The 17,712-nt window shown below is 44.2% G+C and carries 14 protein-coding genes; 4 read left to right on the top strand and 10 right to left on the bottom strand.

Annotated elements, in window-relative coordinates:
• Positions 1-61: 61 nt before the first annotated feature.
• A complete protein-coding gene (locus E5672_RS14040; protein WP_136782764.1) occupies positions 62-472 on the bottom strand; it encodes a deoxyguanosinetriphosphate triphosphohydrolase in 411 nt (136 codons plus the stop codon).
• A gap of 328 nt (positions 473-800) precedes the next feature.
• Here E5672_RS14040 and E5672_RS14035 point away from each other — a divergent pair, with 328 nt between their 5' ends.
• On the top strand, positions 801-1,199 hold the full coding sequence (locus E5672_RS14035; RefSeq protein ID WP_136783025.1) for a YqaA family protein: 399 nt from the start codon (positions 801-803) through the stop codon (positions 1,197-1,199).
• A gap of 22 nt (positions 1,200-1,221) precedes the next feature.
• Here the strand turns inward: E5672_RS14035 and E5672_RS14030 are convergent, their stop codons facing one another.
• Positions 1,222-1,881: a protein-methionine-sulfoxide reductase heme-binding subunit MsrQ gene (locus E5672_RS14030; protein WP_136782763.1), complete on the bottom strand. Its 660-nt coding sequence runs from the start codon at positions 1,879-1,881 to the stop codon at positions 1,222-1,224.
• Positions 1,882-1,978: 97 nt separating this feature from the next.
• Complete coding sequence (gene msrP, locus E5672_RS14025; RefSeq protein ID WP_136782762.1) at positions 1,979-2,986, bottom strand: protein-methionine-sulfoxide reductase catalytic subunit MsrP; 1,008 nt, start codon at positions 2,984-2,986, stop codon at positions 1,979-1,981.
• Positions 2,987-3,285: 299 nt separating this feature from the next.
• On the opposite strand from msrP, the gene E5672_RS14020 reads away from it, so the two are divergent.
• Positions 3,286-4,113, top strand: coding sequence for a hypothetical protein (locus E5672_RS14020; RefSeq protein WP_136782761.1), 828 nt, complete (start codon positions 3,286-3,288; stop codon positions 4,111-4,113).
• A 61-nt stretch (positions 4,114-4,174) separates the two neighbouring features.
• Here the strand turns inward: E5672_RS14020 and E5672_RS14015 are convergent, their stop codons facing one another.
• The 3 genes from E5672_RS14015 to E5672_RS14005 all read right to left on the bottom strand — a co-directional run bounded on the left by E5672_RS14015 (position 4,175) and on the right by E5672_RS14005 (position 7,417).
• Entirely contained in the window at positions 4,175-5,518 is a 1,344-nt protein-coding gene (locus E5672_RS14015) for an anti-phage deoxyguanosine triphosphatase (RefSeq protein ID WP_136782760.1), read from the bottom strand.
• A 77-nt stretch (positions 5,519-5,595) separates the two neighbouring features.
• Positions 5,596-6,195, bottom strand: coding sequence for a 5'-deoxynucleotidase (gene yfbR / locus E5672_RS14010; protein ID WP_012519109.1), 600 nt, complete (start codon positions 6,193-6,195; stop codon positions 5,596-5,598).
• Position 6,196: 1 nt separating this feature from the next.
• On the bottom strand, positions 6,197-7,417 hold the full coding sequence (locus E5672_RS14005) for a pyridoxal phosphate-dependent aminotransferase (RefSeq protein WP_014998627.1): 1,221 nt from the start codon (positions 7,415-7,417) through the stop codon (positions 6,197-6,199).
• Positions 7,418-7,689: 272 nt separating this feature from the next.
• Here E5672_RS14005 and E5672_RS14000 point away from each other — a divergent pair, with 272 nt between their 5' ends.
• Together E5672_RS14000 and E5672_RS13995 are read left to right on the top strand one after the other, a co-directional pair.
• On the top strand, positions 7,690-8,484 hold the full coding sequence (locus tag E5672_RS14000; RefSeq protein WP_136782759.1) for a DUF2189 domain-containing protein: 795 nt from the start codon (positions 7,690-7,692) through the stop codon (positions 8,482-8,484).
• Between the two features lie 419 nt (positions 8,485-8,903).
• A complete protein-coding gene (locus E5672_RS13995; protein WP_136782758.1) occupies positions 8,904-9,248 on the top strand; it encodes a DUF3718 domain-containing protein in 345 nt (114 codons plus the stop codon).
• Positions 9,249-9,372: 124 nt separating this feature from the next.
• Here the strand turns inward: E5672_RS13995 and E5672_RS13990 are convergent, their stop codons facing one another.
• The 4 genes from E5672_RS13990 to E5672_RS13975 form a co-directional block, all read right to left on the bottom strand.
• Positions 9,373-12,552, bottom strand: coding sequence for an efflux RND transporter permease subunit (locus tag E5672_RS13990; RefSeq protein WP_136782757.1), 3,180 nt, complete (start codon positions 12,550-12,552; stop codon positions 9,373-9,375).
• Positions 12,549-15,932, bottom strand: coding sequence for an efflux RND transporter permease subunit (locus E5672_RS13985; RefSeq protein WP_136782756.1), 3,384 nt, complete (start codon positions 15,930-15,932; stop codon positions 12,549-12,551). The genes E5672_RS13990 and E5672_RS13985 overlap by 4 nt, the downstream gene beginning before the upstream one ends.
• 25 nt (positions 15,933-15,957) lie before the next feature.
• On the bottom strand, positions 15,958-17,091 hold the full coding sequence (locus tag E5672_RS13980; protein ID WP_136782755.1) for an efflux RND transporter periplasmic adaptor subunit: 1,134 nt from the start codon (positions 17,089-17,091) through the stop codon (positions 15,958-15,960).
• Positions 17,092-17,304: 213 nt separating this feature from the next.
• Positions 17,305-17,697, bottom strand: a complete 393-nt coding sequence (locus tag E5672_RS13975; protein ID WP_014949747.1) for an OsmC family protein — start codon at positions 17,695-17,697, stop codon at positions 17,305-17,307.
• Positions 17,698-17,712 lie beyond the last annotated feature (15 nt).

Genomic DNA, 17,712 nt, shown 5'->3' with positions numbered 1-17,712 from the left:
TAAACTTTGCCTATGTCTCTATTTGGGCAAAAACAGGATTTAGGCATAAACAGGCTTTTTATCACCAAGGGCCCAATGCGACATTTTGTTCATCATTAATACTGTTAACACGCACATTCACTAGGCTGACAGAGTAAAGCTCACACAGCTTTCTGATCATTTCACTATCTGTTGGTTGAAGGTCCAAATCGATGTTTTCTACATAAAGCGTTTTACACTGTCCACCTGTAATCAGTTTACTGATCCACTCTGGCATTTTTTCTTTTTCAGGTTTTTGAATACGAATTGCATGATCAACGGTTTTTGAAAACGACACCGTGTTTGAAAGCAGATAATTCCAACCTTTGTTGTTACTTCCTTTTCCATTACCTTGTTTTTCGCTAGGAAATCCCTCTATCGGTAACGGTAGTTGAACAACATTTGAAACCGAAGCGCGCAAAGCATTAAATCGTGAAACTGAAGATGTGTTCATAGTAAAACCCTTTATGCATTTGCCCTAAAGTTCACAATACGAACTTGGGGAATATTGTTATTAATTGATGCTGGTTGCTTATACAGTGTGTATGTGTATACAGTATTCGTAAAAGAGGGCTTTGGCAAGTATTTAGTTGTACTTTTTTCACACAAATTGGTGCTTTCTCAGTAACTATATAAAAGATAATGGTTTTTTTGTTCTATCAATTTCTGCAGGAAGTATTTAGACACCGATTGAGGTAAGATCCGCGCGAATCTTACATAGAACACTACTGTATAAAGCTGGAGGAGCGTTGAGCGCATTAATACATTTAGGCTACTTGGGGATGTTCTTATCAGCATTTTTGGCTGCCACTATATTGCCTTTCAGCTCTGAAATTGTGCTTAGTGCTTTATACAGTAGTGGGTTGAGCTGGGTGTTGTTGCTTTTTGTTGCTTCGTTAGGAAATGTACTCGGCTCGGTGGTTAATTATGTATTGGGCTTCAAGTTCGGAAAAGAAATTGCGACCGATAAGTTAAAAGTGAGCGAAGCGGCGTTTACCCGTGCAAGTCACACCTTTACGAAGTGGGGGAAGTGGAGCTTGTTTCTATGCTGGGTACCTATTATTGGCGACCCTATTACGCTAGTGGCAGGTGTACTTAGAAGCCCGTTTTGGTATTTCATTCTTGCCGTAACTATTAGTAAAACAGCGCGCTATGCTGCCCTGCTTTACGTACTGGTTTAAAAAGTTGTCTGCTTTATTTTTCTCACGTTGCCGCATTTTCGTCTCTCGACTTCTTTTGGCTTTTCTTCTGATACGTCACATACCACTGCTTCATTCTTGGGCTCATTAATATCAGTCCAATCATCCAATACCAAACGGGCTCTTGCCAAAACGTCTTCTGTGACCAGCTGAAATGCAGTAGTGCAAGGGGCAGAATTAGGTAAATGCTGTTATGAAGCTTCTGCCACTTTCTTCCCATGTTGCGCTGGATACGCTTAAACGACGTGGCAGTGAGAGCAAAAAGAAGAAGTAACGCTGCCATGCCAACAATTATGTAAGGCCTGCTTACTATCTCGCTAGCCACTAGTGCCATATCAAGCTGGAGTTCAAACACAATGTAAGTGAGTAGGTGTGCAAAGGCGTACACAAAGGTGTATACGCCAATCATACGTCTGAATTGCATAGGTTCTGGGCTTGGTAGCCATTTAGCAAGTGGGCTTAGAGTAAGCGTTAGTAAAAGAAAATGGATTGCCCAAGTTCCAGTCTCATTAATGAGCGTGTTTACGGGGTCTGGTCCAAGCTGGTCGTTGATCCCGGCAAAGAACAACCAAGCGACGTAGCCTAATGCAAAAAGGTGAATAAGGCCCTTCAAACTGCGACGCTGCCAAATAGAGAATCGAAACGGTTTTTTTCTTAACGGCATTAAATGAACAACTTAATAATAATGTTTAATAGCTTCGGTTATAAGATATTGGTTAAAAGGGCTAGCTATTTGCTCGTAGCCCTATAAAAAGTAGCAGCTAGTAATAACGGGATAAATCCATATCTTTGTATAGTGGCGCAACTTCGCTGTAGCCGTTGAACATTTGGGTGTCGATGCGATTTCTGGCAAGTAGCCCACCTGTGGTTATTCTACGCTCGCTGGCTTGGCTCCACCTTGGGTGCGACACGTTTGGGTTCACATTAGCGTAAAAGCCATACTCGTTGGCGGCCAGTCGATTCCATGTGGTAGGAGGCTTCTTGTCGGTCAGGCTAATTCTCACAATAGACTTAATGCTTTTAAAACCATACTTCCACGGTACAACAAGCCTGATAGGCGCGCCGTTTTGAGGTGGTAAGGTCTTCCCGTAAAGACCAACCGACATTAGCGTTAACGGGTGCATAGCTTCATCAAGACGCAAACCCTCTACGTAAGGGTAATCAATACCACCACCGGTAAAGCGGCTTCGTTGACCGGGCATTTGCTCAGGGTCATATAAAGTTTCAAATGCCACATACTTGGCTGACATCAACGGATCGGCTTGTTTTAACAACGCCCCTAACTCGAACCCAATCCAAGGCACCACCATCGACCACGCTTCAACACAGCGCAACCGGTAAATGCGTTCTTCAAGGGGAAAGCGTTTGGTTAAGGCATCGTAATCAAGCTCAATGGGGTTTTTCACCATACCTTCAACTTTCAACGTCCATGGATTAGTTTGAAATTCAGTCGCATTTTTAGCAGGCGCATCTTTAGATGTGCCAAACTCATAAAAATTGTTGTAGCTAGTCACTTTATCTTCAGGCGTTCGGGTTTCCGCTATCTGAAACTTAGGGGGCTGACTAAACTCCAGTGCCTTGCCTTTGAAAGCAGCCTTTTCTTCTTCATTTTCCCAGAACCAACCGGCAGCACCTGCCGACTTTGCAAGTAACGTAGACGCACCTACAAAGCCCATAGATTTAAGCAATGAACGACGACTCTTGTAAACGTCTTCATTGGTTACGTCATTGTCAGTTAATTTTACTGAGGGTTTAAATGGTTTTGCCATTACTATACCTTTATCTGCCGTTAAAAAACGCCATATCTAAATAAGATTCTCTGTGTATATTTGGTACTTGAGAATGTTATAGCGCGCATTAAGCTTTACTTGATGTCTTACCAATGCTGTTAATACGAGACCACAGCAATTAAGTTTTAGGTGCGTATTAAATTAGACCGTAGAAATCGGTATTAAATTTCATTAAAGAGTGGTGCTGTTACAATTCTTCGATTTTGACATGCTGTAATAATGGCAGTAGGGTTTAAATCAGACAGGAAAGCTGATGTTAACAGCAAAGGAAGGACCCTATGAAAATATTTTCGGCAATCGTGTTTGTCTTATGTGTGAATGTGGCAAATATCAGTTGGGCTAACGAATTATCCAACATCGATGCATTTCCTTTTATCGAGCGTAGTTCAGATAAAAGTGCAGCCCTATATCACTCCATTATTTCGGGCACCCCAAATCAAAGCGAAGCTTCTACGCTTAGTGCAATTGAAAACATATTAACTGACCCCAACGTGCAATTGCCCGATATGGTAGTAGCTTCACTCGGTCTTCAATTTTTATCAGCGAACATCGCTAACGGTACTTCTCCACTTTTGCTGGAAGATATATCCGACCTGTATGAAAAAGCCAAAGCAAATGTTGTGAAGGATAGGTCGCAACTTCGAAATTTTTTAAGCTGTACGCTTTATGGAAATAAGAAAGTTAAATATACCCTTAAAGCGTTGGACACTTTGGTTGATGCAAATGATGAATACTTTAATCAAGTCCAAATGAGGCACTTTAGAGAGACAGACCACCTAACGCGAAGTTTAGCTGCTCAAATGTATGGGATGGTTACTAGAGAAACAATTTTTATGGCGAAAACGTATCGCGCAATCCTTAACTTTCACAAACGCTATCCCGAAAGCGTATTAGATGAGCGCATTGATATTGCGTTGCTATTGCGAAATTTAGCAGTGGGCTATAATCAAATGCGCGCCCAATCCCTTGAGTTAAGTACAAAGCGTTTGATCAAACAACTTGAAAATGAAGGTGTAATACCTGCGGCATCGCTAAGAAACAGAGTGTACAGCTATATTGAAATTGAACACATTCCTTGGTTGGTGAGTGCTTCTACGCATTTATAAGCTATGCTCAACGCCATTTTTAGAAAAAGTAACTGCACGATTCTTTAATTCGTCGATTAGTTTACATATGCAAACTATCTTGAATACCGCCTTGTTTAGGGGAAAAGATATTGCTGTATAGGCGAGAGGCGAATTCGTCGGTCATGCCGGATATATAGTCGGCGAGAACGCGCATACCATTGTCGTTCTCACAGGCCTTGCGCCAGCGAACTTGGGTGTTTTCGGGAAGTAGGCGGTCGGGATCTGATGCAAAGGCTTCAAAAAGCTCCATAACCACCAGCTGTCCTTTATATTCAAGAAGCTGCACATCGGGGCGGCGTATTACTTTGTTAAACACAAAGCGTTTGAAAAGCTCTAGGGCTTGTGCAAATTGTTCGGGCATCACGGCGTTAAACGCCAGTAACGGGTGAGCAAAACCCTCAACGCCTTTTATTTCAATGGCTGTGATAAAGCTATTTACCAGCGCACCTATGGCATTTTTTCTTTCGTGATGTGCAGCGCTAAATAGCTTATTGGTAAGCACTTCTATATTGTCTGACAGCCAGGGTACATCTAGTGCTTTTAGCGGGGTGGTTACATCCTCGACAAAATGATGCTTGTCTACCATATCCATTACAATGGCATCTTCTAAGTCGTGAATGCCATAGGCGATATCGTCAGACAGCTCCATAATTGAGCAGTCGAACGATTTAAATTGCGTTTTACTGTGGGTATTCGGTTTTGCAGTAAACTGCATAAACGCATCTTTATCTTCATTGCTAAATGGCGCAAGTAGCCAGTCGAATAGAGGCTCGTCGCAGCGAAACAACCCCTTCGGAGGGTGCCAGTCGTGAGCCTTTACCTGACGAAGTGAAACAGGGCGCTCTGGTGTAGGTCCTTTACTATGAAGGGCATCGATAAAATTCGGATATTTAACCAAGCCTAACACGCTTCTTCTGCATAAATTCATGCCGTGTTCGGCGGTATAGGGCTCTAGCTGAGTGATGATCCTAAAGGTTTGTCCGTTTCCTTCAAACCCGCCGTATTGGTGCATCATGTAATTCAGGGCAATTTCACCACCATGGCCAAAAGGTGGATGACCAATATCGTGAGCCAAGCAGAGGGTTTCGATTAACGTAGGATCAAGAGCCAAAGTAGTGGCGATATCTGGAAACTTCACCCACAGCTGGGCTGTAATACCGGTGCCAATTTGGGCAGCTTCTAGAGAGTGGGTAAGTCGAGTGCGATAGAAGTCGCTCAGCCCCACACCCAGCACTTGGGTTTTTGCCTGCAATCTGCGAAACGCGGCGCTGTGAAGAACCCGCGCTTTATCACGTTGATACGGATTGCGGTGATCGCCGTCGCGCGTTTCGCTTCGGGGTAAACGACGCTCGTGTAATGCTAATTCCCAATCGCTTGTTGCCAAAAAAACCTCGCTGCCATGCTGTGTTTGCTACTTTTGTTACGTCAGTATAGTAATTTCGGGGCGCTTAATTACTTTGCTCACATATCGTCTTGCGTAATTTCATCAAGACTTAAAGAAAAGCTTGGTACGTAACGCGTTAAGAAGTAGTCTACTTCTTCAGAATGATACTCTTTAAGGGTTTTATCTAATCGTTTTTTAGCCAGCTTAAACTCTTGGTTACCAGCAGCTAATTCTTCAAGCGTTTTTAGATAAGCGCAAAGTACGTCTGCTGCTTTCACAATAAAAGCTTCTTCTTCACTATGGTAGTGATGATCAATAAGCGCCGCATAGTCTTCTCGAAATGCTTCAGGTGCCATTTCAATTAGCTTGTTCTCTGCAATTTTTTCGATCTTTTTATATTCTTCTTTAATCGCAGGGTTAAAGTATTTCACAGGGGTAGGGAGGTCACCGGTGAGTACCTCCGACACGTCGTGAAATATTGCCATGGTTGCAATGCGATCTGGATTTAGTGTGCCGCCAAAAAACTTATTTTTTATTAAAGCAAGCGCGTGGGCAACCATGGCGACCTGCAAACTGTGCTCCTGCACATTTTCTGTGCGCACGTTATGCATAAGCGGCCAGCGATTAATAAGCTTTAAGCGCGCCAGGTGCGCAAAAAAGTGACTTTTATCAGACACGTTACGCCCCTTGCTTATACGTTCTAAAGAAGTTGCCAATACGATGCAGTGCAGGCACTAATACATCGCTGTGCGGTAAAAATACTAACCGGAAGTAGGTGCCTTCGGTTAGGTTAAACGCGCGACCGTGTACCAGCAGAATCTTTTCAGAGCTTAATAAATCCAACACCATTTGTTCGTCGTTCTGAATGTTGAATTTCTTCTCATCTACTTTGGCGAAACAATACATGGCACCTTTAGGTTTAACGCAAGAGATACCGTCGATACCGTTTAGCATATCTGTGGTTACGTCACGCTGAATGCGCAAACGCCCATTTTCCTTTACCAAGTCGTCAATACTTTGATAGCCGCCTAATGCTGTTTGAATGGCACTTTGACAAGGTACATTCGCGCACATTCGCATAGAAGACAGTATGTTAAGCCCTTCAATATAATCCGACGCCAGGCGCTTGTTGCCGCTGACAACTAGCCAACCTGAACGAAAGCCCGCCACGCGGTAGTTTTTGCTCAAGCCGCCAAAGGTAACAAAAAACACATCGTCAGCCAGTGAAGCAATACTGGTGTGCTTTGCTTCGTCGTAAAGAATTTTGTCGTAAATCTCGTCGCTAAACACTACTAAGCCGTGTTCGCGGGCAACTTCAACTACTTCTTGTAACAGGGCTTTGTCGTAAACTGCGCCAGTTGGGTTGTTAGGGTTGATCAGTACTATTGCACGAGTCTTACTGGTGATTTTACTTTTTATGTCGTCAATGTCAGGGAACCAGCCTGCTTGTTCGTCGCAGCGATAATGAACTGGTGAACCTGACGAAAGGCTAACTGCTGCCGTCCAAAGTGGGTAGTCAGGGCTTGGAATAAGAACTTCATCACCATGATTAAGCAACGCTTGCATCGCCATCATGATTAACTCAGATACGCCGTTGCCAATATAAACATCGTCTACACGGATGTCTTTAATGTTGCGCTGCTGGTAATACTGCATCACGGCCACGCGGGCGGCATAAATTCCTGTCGAGTCTGAATATCCTTGAGACGTAGGCAGGTTATGAATAACGTCTTTTACGATATCGTCAGGGGCTTCAAATCCAAATGGGGCGGGATTACCTATATTCAGCTTTAATATGCGGTGTCCTTCGTCTTCCATTTTGCGTGCTTGCGCAGCGATGGGGCCTCTAATGTCGTAACAAACGTTATCTAATTTATGTGAGCGAGATACAGTTTTCATGGTCTATCTGGTTGATTTACATACCCTGAGATTATCGCAATCCAAAGCCATATGCGATGGCCTTTTTGCAGTATTTCCGCTTTAAGTACGACTTTTTTCACCAAGTGGCTATTTATTGAACATGTAACGAGATGAATATCACTCCTGTCACTTAAGTATAAAATTTATGTTAATAGCTTGTGAACTTTTCATTCTGCGCCTATCGTAGTAGTAAGGCGTGTATAAAAAACGCGTTAGTAACAAACAGGCTAACAAGCAGAGGTGATAAGAATATGTCCCACCATTTCAAAGAAACACCAGAGAATGCAATCACGCAAAGTGGTATAGCACGTGTTATTCCCTGTAAAGAGTTAGACGTTGGTGACCCGATTAAGTGGCTGTCGCTAGCATTAAGAGACGCTATGCGTGCGCCGGGGCTCACATTGTTTTATGGCGTTCTTTTCGCGGTTATTCCGTGGTTCATTATGTACTTGGTTGAAATGACAGGTTGGCACCTAGTTATTTTACCCGCCATTGTTTGTTTTATGTTGATAGGGCCGTTTCTGGCTGCTGGCCTTTACGATGTGAGCTGGGAAATGGAAAAAGGGCATAAGCCTACGTTGCGTCATTCGCTGCGCGCAATGCGAAGAAATGCGTTTAACGAGTGGGGCTTTGCTATTTTACTTATGGTGATGATGATTTTTTGGTTGCGTGTTGCATCTCTAATTCATGCTCTCTATCCACCTTATATAGAAAACGATTTAGAAAGCTTATTACCATTTTTAGCGTTGGGCACACTCGTTGGCGCTGGTTTTACATTGGCAATGCTATTTGTTACGGCGTTTACCCAACCTATTTTGATGGAACGCAAAGTCGACCTTGCCACGGCAGTACTGACCAGCGTAAACGCAGTGTGGGTAAACAAGGTTCCTATGCTCATCTGGGGAGCCATAATTTTTACCACCGTTGCGGTCGGTTATGTTACAGGTTTCGTTGGTTTTATTGTTTTAATGCCTATTGTCGGCTATGCGTCATGGCACGCTTATATCGACGCAATTGAAACCAAGCGTGAGCGCAAATATGAGTAGTTACCTACATTTTTTGTAATTTAATTACGTAAAATTAGCAATTATTTGCTTGTTAACTAGGCTGTATCTTCAAAAATTTTGTTAAAATTACAGTTTTAAGGCCCCTTAAGGGGCCTTTTTATACTAAAGTCTTATACTTCTTTCTTCCTACAAGTTACTCTTCTATATATATTAGTAATATGTAATTTAAATTATTCTTTGCAAAACAGTCACTTAAGTTGGTAACAAGGGTGTAACAACCTGATTTACCGCGTATTTACCGCCGTTACACAATCATTCAACAGAAAAATTTTGATTCTTGGTGCATAAATAAAGGGCGTTGAGCGAAACGTTGATCCATTCTGCGCCGTTCGACCAAAACCCAAGAGTTTGCCACAAACTTGATATAGCACCTTCAACCACACATTGAGGAATGAAACATGAAACGAGTTAATACAAAACTAACAAACGCGGTAAAAGTACTAGCCGTAACTGCAACCGTAGCATTTAGCGTTAACGCCACTGCGGCAGCACCGCAAAAAGACATCCGCTTTGTAGGTGAAACCCAATTTGCTGGGTTTTGTAAAGCGGTAATTGATGACGATGTAAGAGTTCTTCGTTCAAGCCTATCGCGTAACGTAGGTCGAATTGGTGCCAGCCAACGTGAGGTATTACGTATGGTAACGTCTGAAGAAGGTTTAACATGCAATGGTAGTAGCCTTATTGAATTTTCTGAAGAGCGTCATGCTGATGCGGTACATGAATACCTAACGTCGCGTAGCTAAGGCATTGTTTGCGGTAACGATAAATCCAGAAAAAGCGGGCTAGCTTACACTCATCGTCAATCACGTTGACGTAGAAGTGAAAACTAGACCCGCTTTTTGTCTTACTTTTTTTAAAGTATGCGCCTTAATTGGCGATTCTAATATACGTGGCTACACGCGCTTTACTGGTTTTAAACAAACGCTGCGTTTTAAACCTAAGTTTTAGCAGCAACACGTAAGCAAGTGGTACTAAGAACAAGCTGGTTAGCGTTGAGAACACCAGCCCACCAATGATCGCTATCGCCATTGGCGAGTAGGGAGGGCCGTCGCCGCCAATTCGAGTACTTCCCATAGCTAGTGGAATTAGCCCTAATACCGTGGTGGCTACTGTCATCAGAATAGGCCTGATACGTGTTATACATCCCTCAATCACTGCGTCATACAGCGATAAACCTTCGTTGATTAGCTGATTGATTCTGTCTACTAATACAATGCCATTGTTAACCACAATGCCCATCAATATCAGCATACCAATCATTCCCATGATAGACATTGAGGTACCCGTCACCATAAATGCCCAAAACACACCAGTGAACGAAAATAACAGCGAAGTGATCACAGACGTTGGAAGGATGAGCGACTCAAACAATGCAGCCATTACAACGTATATCATGCAAAGCGCTAACAGCATATTCATTTGCATTACGGCATTGGCTTCATCCTGGCGAGAGAAGCTACCGTCTAGCGTCCACTTATAGCCTGTAGGCAATTCGATATTAGCTAGTGCTTTTTCTATGCGTTCACGAGCTTGTTCGGTGGTGGTTTCACCCTCTAGATTTGCACCAATAGCAAGCGCGGTTTGACGATAGTTGCGGTTAATTTGCGAAAGCTGTGGCACCACAGAGAAATCGGCAATCATGTTCAGCGTTACCGATTGACCCTGCGTAAACCCAATATTGATGTTCTTAAGTTCGCTTAACGAGGCTTGAATATCGCTGCCAAACTTAAGCTGCACCGCCACTTCTCCGGCGTCACCATAGCGGAATGTACGTAAATTACTGCCGCGTAGTGCCGTAGAGATAAGTTTAGCCACATCGTTTACTTGTATGCCAAAGCGATTTGCTTTCTCTCTGTCTATGCGTATTTGAACCTCGTCGCGGGTAGATCCCGTGTCGGCTTTTACATCCTCCAGCCCTTCTATGGTGGAAAGAATAGGAATGATCTGCTCTGAAATATTCAGCAAGGTTTCTGAAGATTCACCCAACAGCATTACTCTTACGCCACCACCGTTGCCGCTATCCCACTGGAAAGAGGGGCGAGCACGCACAAATGAAGGCATGTTTTCACGAATATCCTCCTTAATTTTGCTCACACTTACGGGCAACTCGTCATTAAGCGTGATCCCGCTCACTGCATGGCCGGCAGTAAAATAGGTATACACCTGTTTAATGTGAAAGCGTTCTTGGTTTTCATATAGGTAAGCTTCCATTTTATCGACGGTTTTTTCCACTTCCTCCAAGGTGAAGTTTTGCGTTACATGATAGTTAAGCCAAATGCGCTCTTGATTGTCGTTACCTTCATCGTCAGACGTTACCGCTTGCATGGGCACAATAGTCGATCCCAGAATAAATAAAGCGATAATGCAGGTTATGAGCTGGTGCTTTAACATCCAGTTAAGCGCACGACCATAGCCTTTTATGTAGGACGGTGTTTTAGGCGTTTTTACAACAGGGATCTTTACCTTAGTTGTCAGCAAGGGAATAAGTGTTTTAGCAATGAAAAGCGACGCGAACAGAGATATACAGATAGCCACAGCAACGTGCTCTAGGAAAATAGTCACGTCTATTTTTACCCCAATAATATTAGGTAAAAACACTATTGCCGTGGTTGCAGTTCCAGCAATGACCGCAAGACTGACTTTGTTTACACCAATCTGGGTGGCTCGCTTAATGTCTCCCTCTTGTTGGCGTTCTTGAAATACGCTTTCGGTGATCACAACGGCGTTGTCTACCAGCATACCTACCGCTAGCATGAGGCCCATGAGTGATAAAATATTAAGGGTATAGCCCAAGAGATACATTACGCCCAAGGCTATACAAATAGAGAACGGCACCGACAGCACTACAATTAAGGTTGTGGTTAACTGACGCAAGAATAAGTACAGCACAATAACTGAAAGCAACGCACCTAAAAGGCCAGCGTTTAGCAAATCGCTCAGCGACGAAGTCACGCTTTTCGCGGTGTCGTCCATTACAAACAAACTAATGCCTGTAAACTCAGGGTCTTCCTTGGCTTTTTCGATAACTTTCATTACCGCGTCGGACACTTCTACAAGATTGCTGCCCGATTCGCGAAATACGTTAAAGCCTACCGCAAAGGTGCGATCTAAATGACGCCCTTCGTTGCGCTGAGGAAGTTCGTATGTCACGCTGGCAATATCAGACAAGCGCACGCTGCGAGTAACCCACATGTTTTTAAAGTCGTTTACATCGGTGAATTCGCCAGTGGGGTTAACTAAAACTTTTTCACCGTTGTTGTACATATAGCCCGCAGTTAGCGAGAAGTTGGCGTTTTGAAGCTGCTGCTCTAAACGGGTTCCGTCTATTTGGTAGGCCGCCATTTTCTTAGGATCTAAGCGAATAGTAATTTGACGCTTCATGGTGCCATATAGCTCAACTTTCGATACACCTGGAACACGCTCTAGCGGACGCTTAAGGTTACGCTCAAGCAAATCGTAAGCATTTGATAAGTCGCGGTCGCTCGATACGCGCAGCTGGAATATAGGCATATCGTTGGTGTTAAATTTATACACCATGATCCGCTCTATATCGTCAGGGAGTTCGTGGCGAATAGCGTCAATCTTTTCACGTGCTTCAATACTTTTGGCTTTAAGGTTCTCATCCCAATCGAATTCCACAATGACCTCAGCCATATTGTCGTACGAACGTGCCCTTAATCGCTTTATCCCCGACATGGTAGCAACGGCCTCTTCTACGGGGCGGGTGATCATGGTTTCAATCTCAACTGGCGTTGCATCAGGGTAGGGGATCTGCACTACCATTTCTGGAATATCAATCCCAGGGAACTTCTCTAAAGGTAATAAGCGGCCAGATACAATGCCGAACAGCAACATAGATAAAAACAGCATTCCGATGGTAACGGGCTTATTTAACGCAAAGCGTGCAAGCGAGGCGCCTATACCTGCAATTTTTGAAAGCTGCGGCTGTGAAGCTATGTCTGTCTCGCGTTGACTCGGGTCACGTGTTTGGCGCATGTCAGTATTGGTTTCAGAACTGTTATTAGCGTTGTGAGAAGGTGTACTCATAGTACACCTCCTTTCGACATTGCTGCTTCGTCACCAAAGCCCGCATTAGTATTAACAGACGTTTTCTGCGCAACGTTTTTCTTCACGTCGAACAGGCTGTAAAGCACTGGCAGTAAAATGAGGGTGAGCAAGCTTGCAAACAGAAGGCCGTAAATAACGGTGATGGCCATTGGCGTGCGAATTTCAGCACCTTCACCAAAACCAAACGCCATAGGCAATAGACCCAACACCGTAGTAAGTGTAGTCATCACAATAGGGCGCAGGCGGGTCTTTGCAGCATCTAGAATAGCGGTGTCTTTATCTACTCCTTGACGGCGTAACTGATTTATACGGTCAACTAATACAATAGCGTTGTTCACTACAATACCGCACAGCATAATCAAACCGATAAATACCACCACGTTTAGCGGCGTATTGGTAAGCCACAACCCGTACACAGAACCTGCACCGGCTAGCGGCACTGCGAACAAAATAAGCAGAGGGTGCAGCAGCGACTCAAACTGTGACGCCATAACCAAATACACCATAAACACGGCAAGTGCTAGGGCAAACTGTAGTGAACGGAAGCTGCTTTGCATGTCTTCACTTTGCCCGGTTACTGTTGCACTTAATGACAGAGGAAGTTGGGTTTCATCGATAACTTTATTAGCAACGGCAACTGCTTCATCAAGCTTACCTTTGGCTAAATTCGCAGATACCAGCGCTACACGCTGCTGTCCAACGCGGGTGATCTCGCTAGGACCTACACTCATGTATACGTCTGCCACGGCACTTAATGGAATAGGTTGTGCAGAGCCTGGGTTAACAACAATGGCGCGCACGCTGGCGATGTCATCTCGCTGGTTTTCTTGCGTTCTTACCAGCACATCCACCTTTCTGTCTTCAACACTGTACTGTGTAGCGACACGGCCACCTACTTTGGCTGCAATAAGCTGAGAAACGGTTGATGCGTCAAGCTCAAGGCGAGCAAGTTTGGCGTGATGGAAGGCTATTTTAAGCTCTGGGTTTCCGTCACGAATGCTGGTCGTTACGTCTGCAAAATTATTAAAACTGGCTAGCTTGGTAGCAATGGCGTCGCCATACTGCTGTAGTTGATTAAGGTCGTAACCCGCAATTTCAATTTGAATAGGCGATGCAAAACTAAATAGCTCTGGCTCTGAAAACGTTGCCTGAACCTGAGGTTTAAACGCTAAATGATCGCGAAGGGCACGCTTTACCGCGTCCATATCGTTAGCCGTCGCCGTAGGCTGCATGACAATGTTTAAGCGGCCCCAATGATCGCCACCCTGATTAGGCGCGGCGCTTATAAGGCTACCCGTACCAGACATGGCATACGTGCGAAGCACCTTGGTTTCGCCGCCATCATTGTTATTTACTGCAACCGCAGCAAGCTCGCTGATAATAGCGTCAGTACGCGCTAGTGGCGAACCCGCAGGAAGGGACACTTCTACCGAGAATTCTCCTTGTGATAGGGTTGGGATAAGTTCCATGCCCAATCTCGGTATCAGCAACACCGCGCCCGCCGCAAGTACAAAGGCAATGGCTAGTACCAGCGCTTTTGCGCGAAGGCTTATACGTAGCAGTTTTTCATAGGCAGAAGCGAGAAGGTCAAACGCTTTATTAAATACCCAAATAAGTGGTTTAAAGGCAACGCTCAGTAATTTGCTGAAGATATGCCATGCACCTATCACCAAGGTGACCAAAGCCGCAGGTAAAAATACAAAGATAAGTCTGAATACCCAACGAATAGGCAGGGTAATGTAATACATAACTTTGCCAAACGTTGACGTAGGAGGGGGAGGCGCTGGTGTAGTGAACACATCTTCGTGATCAAGCTGTTGCTTTTTCTTCTTATGTGCCATTGCAGGGATAAGTGTGAGCGCAACAACAAGCGATGCTGCTAAAGCGAACGACACGGTCAACGCTTGGTCTTTAAACAGCTGACCTGCAATACCTTCTACAAATATTAGCGGCACAAACACGGCCATAGTGGTCAGTGTCGAAGCCACAATTGCGCCAGAGACTTCTTTTGTGCCTTCACTGGCGGCGGAATCCTCTGCTTTAGTGTTTTCAGCTCTTGAGTTTTCATTAGCTGTAGCGTTGTCACTTCCAGCCGTTTTTAACTTTTTGTGACGGTCTATGTTTTCAAGCACAACAATGCTGTTGTCTACTAACAAGCCAACAGCAAGTGCGATTCCACCTAAGCTCATCATGTTTAAGCTTATGTCGTTGGCATACATCAAGTTGAAGGTAGCAATTACTGATACCGGAATAGAAACCGAGATAATAACGGTAGCCCAGAAGTCTTTAAGAAAGAGATACAGCACTAACATAGCTAAAATACCGCCCATCACTGCCGCTGATTTCACGTTATCTATAGCTTGCTTAATGAACACGCTTTGGTCATAAATTTCGCTAAGCGTGTAGGTTGAAGGCAGGTTGTTGTTGACCTCATTTAACCGGCTAGCCACTTTTTGCGCAACGTTAACGGCGTTAGCATCGCCTTCTTTATAAATGGCAATTTCAATACCTTCATTGCCGTTAAAGCGCGTTACCACATCACGATCTTTATAGGCACTTTCAACTGTAGCCACGTCTTTAAGTTGAATGTTTCTGCCTTCAAAACGCCCAATGAAGAGGTTTTCGATATCGCTAAGTGTTTCAAACTGATTTAAGGTTCTGACCAAAAACGCCTGGGCTGCGTTATCAATTCGACCGCCCGCCGCGTTGATGTTTTCAGCACTTACCCGGTCAACAATGCGGGTAATGGGAATAGACAGTTGACTGGCTTTCTGCTGGTCGATAAGAATGTGAATCTCGTTTTCTAAACCACCGCCAACACGCACGGCTGCCACACCCTCTACTGACTCTAGCGCTCGTTTTACTTGCTGTTCGGCATATAAACGTAATCGCTTCATTTGCGCTACGCTTAAACTTGACGTATCGCTTTGTGCCGTCAGCCCCAGTTTAATTACCGGGTCTAGACTTGGGTTAAAACGAAGGAGTCTTGGCTTTTCTATATCAAGGGGAAGCTGCAATACATCAAGTTTTTCGCGTACTTCTAAACTCGCGAAATCCATGTCAGTACCCCATGCAAACGAAAGCACCACGTCAGACTGTCCTGCTCGCGATGTGGACGTGACTTTACGTACACCTTTCACTACACCAATGGCTTCTTCAATGGGCTTTGAAACCAGTTGTTCGACTTCGCCTGGCGCTGCACCGTCGTAGTCGGTGCGAATGGTGAGAGTAGGGTAAGATAAGTCAGGCAGTAGGTTAACCGACAGTCTGCCTAACGACATCATACCAAAGAGCAATACCGCAAAAGTGAACATACTAACGGCAACAGGGCGCTTTACAGCAATATCTACAATACGCATTGTGTGAATTCCTTGTTGGGCCGAATTAGCTGTTTACTACTTCAACAGGGGCGCTGTCTTTCAAATTTTGGTGGCCTGCAGTAACCACTTCTTCATTGCCGCTTAAACCATGGGTAACTTCGATTACTTCGTTGTTTTCAAAGCCAGTAGAAATATCAACTTTTTTAACTTTGCCATTATCGACAACGAACACGCTGTGGTTGTTATCGATGGTAACCAGCGCTCTGCGGGGTAATAATGTAGCGTTTGCATGGGTAGCATATTCAAGCGATACATCGGTAAACATGCCGGCTTTTAGTTTGTTATCTTCGTTAGGTACTTTTAACGTTACTTTGAACGTGCCGGTGGTCGCGTCGATAACCGGGCTAATACGCTCTACGTTGGCTGTAATCGTTCTGTCGCCTAAGGCCGCAACTGTCAACTTAGCGCCTTGCCCAATGACCACGTTAGGCAGCTCGTTTTCGGGTAAATACACAATGCCTTGCAGATTGCGCTGCTGAACGATATGAAACATTCTCTCCCGTTGGAACGATTCAGTCAGGTTACCTACCTTGGCATTCCTTTCTGCAATGTATCCATCAATTGGTGCCGTGATCGTTGCTTCTTTCAAATCAAGTTCAGCCAAGCGTACAGATGCTTTTGCTGATTCAAATTGCGAAGTGAGCTTGTCGTAAGTGTCATCGCTGATAAGCTTTTTAGAATAGACTTTGTTGACCTTTTCTAGTTCGCTTTCAATACCAGCTAAATCAGCCTGTGCTTTTGATAAGTTCAGCTCGTAGCGGCGCTTATCAAGCTGTGCCAGTACCTGGCCTTTTTCAACATAATCACCTTCTTCTACGAAGATTTCTTCGATAATTCCAGATGCTCGCGCAACCACAAATGCCTCTTCACGAGCTTCTAAAATAGCGGTTGTATCGTAAGTAGACGTAATGTCGCCGGTAACAATGGTTTGGGTTTCAACGGGAATAGCAAAAACGGTTTCTTCGACTTCAGTGGTATTGGCTTGGTCGTTAACAGCATCGGCATCGGAACATGCTGTCATCGAGAGAGTGAGGGCAACAATACCGCTTCCAACAAGTAATTTGAGTGATGTTGGCGAAAACGGTAATAAAGAACGTATTGGTGCAAAAGAGGTGTTGCTGCGCGTTGTAGTTTCCATGGTCAATAACCCTAACGTAATTGTCGTTATATAATAATGACCACATACAGCAGCTAATATGCCAAAGATGTTAACTAATGTTAATTGTTTTATATTTCATGGGCTTACGATTGTAACAAACGGTGTCTACGAAAAAGCCAACCTAAACGGTTGGCTTTTTATACTAATGCTTAGCGAGAATCACTAAAAAGAGGTTGTTTCTACTATAGTTTATTAAACCAAAGTATAGCTTGTAGTGATCTCTACATTTCCCGTTAGCATTAGCATGACGGAACAGTATTTTTCTGCAGAAAGCTGCACAGCACGAGCAAGGGCCTTTTCACTAATGCCTTCGCCTGACACCGTGTAATGCGCGTGAATTTTAGTAAATACTCGAGGCGGCTCTTCAGCGCGTTCAGCTTCCAACTCACAATTACAGGCTTCAATGTTAAAGCGGCCTTTTTTAAGAATGTCTACCACGTCAATACTTGAACACGCACCAACTGCTAATAGTACTGATTCCATTGGTGACACGGCCTTACCGCTGCCGTCCATTACCGTTTTATATCCACTGTCTGTTGTACCGGTAAACGTTAAATCTTGGTCCCAAGAAACACGTGCTTTCATTGTTTGTCCTAATGT

Source organism: Alteromonas portus (assembly GCF_005117025.1).
Taxonomy (GTDB): Bacteria; Pseudomonadota; Gammaproteobacteria; order Enterobacterales; family Alteromonadaceae; genus Alteromonas; species Alteromonas portus.
The sequence above is the reverse complement of the archived record's forward strand: the minus strand, read 5'-3'. Positions and strand labels throughout refer to the sequence as shown.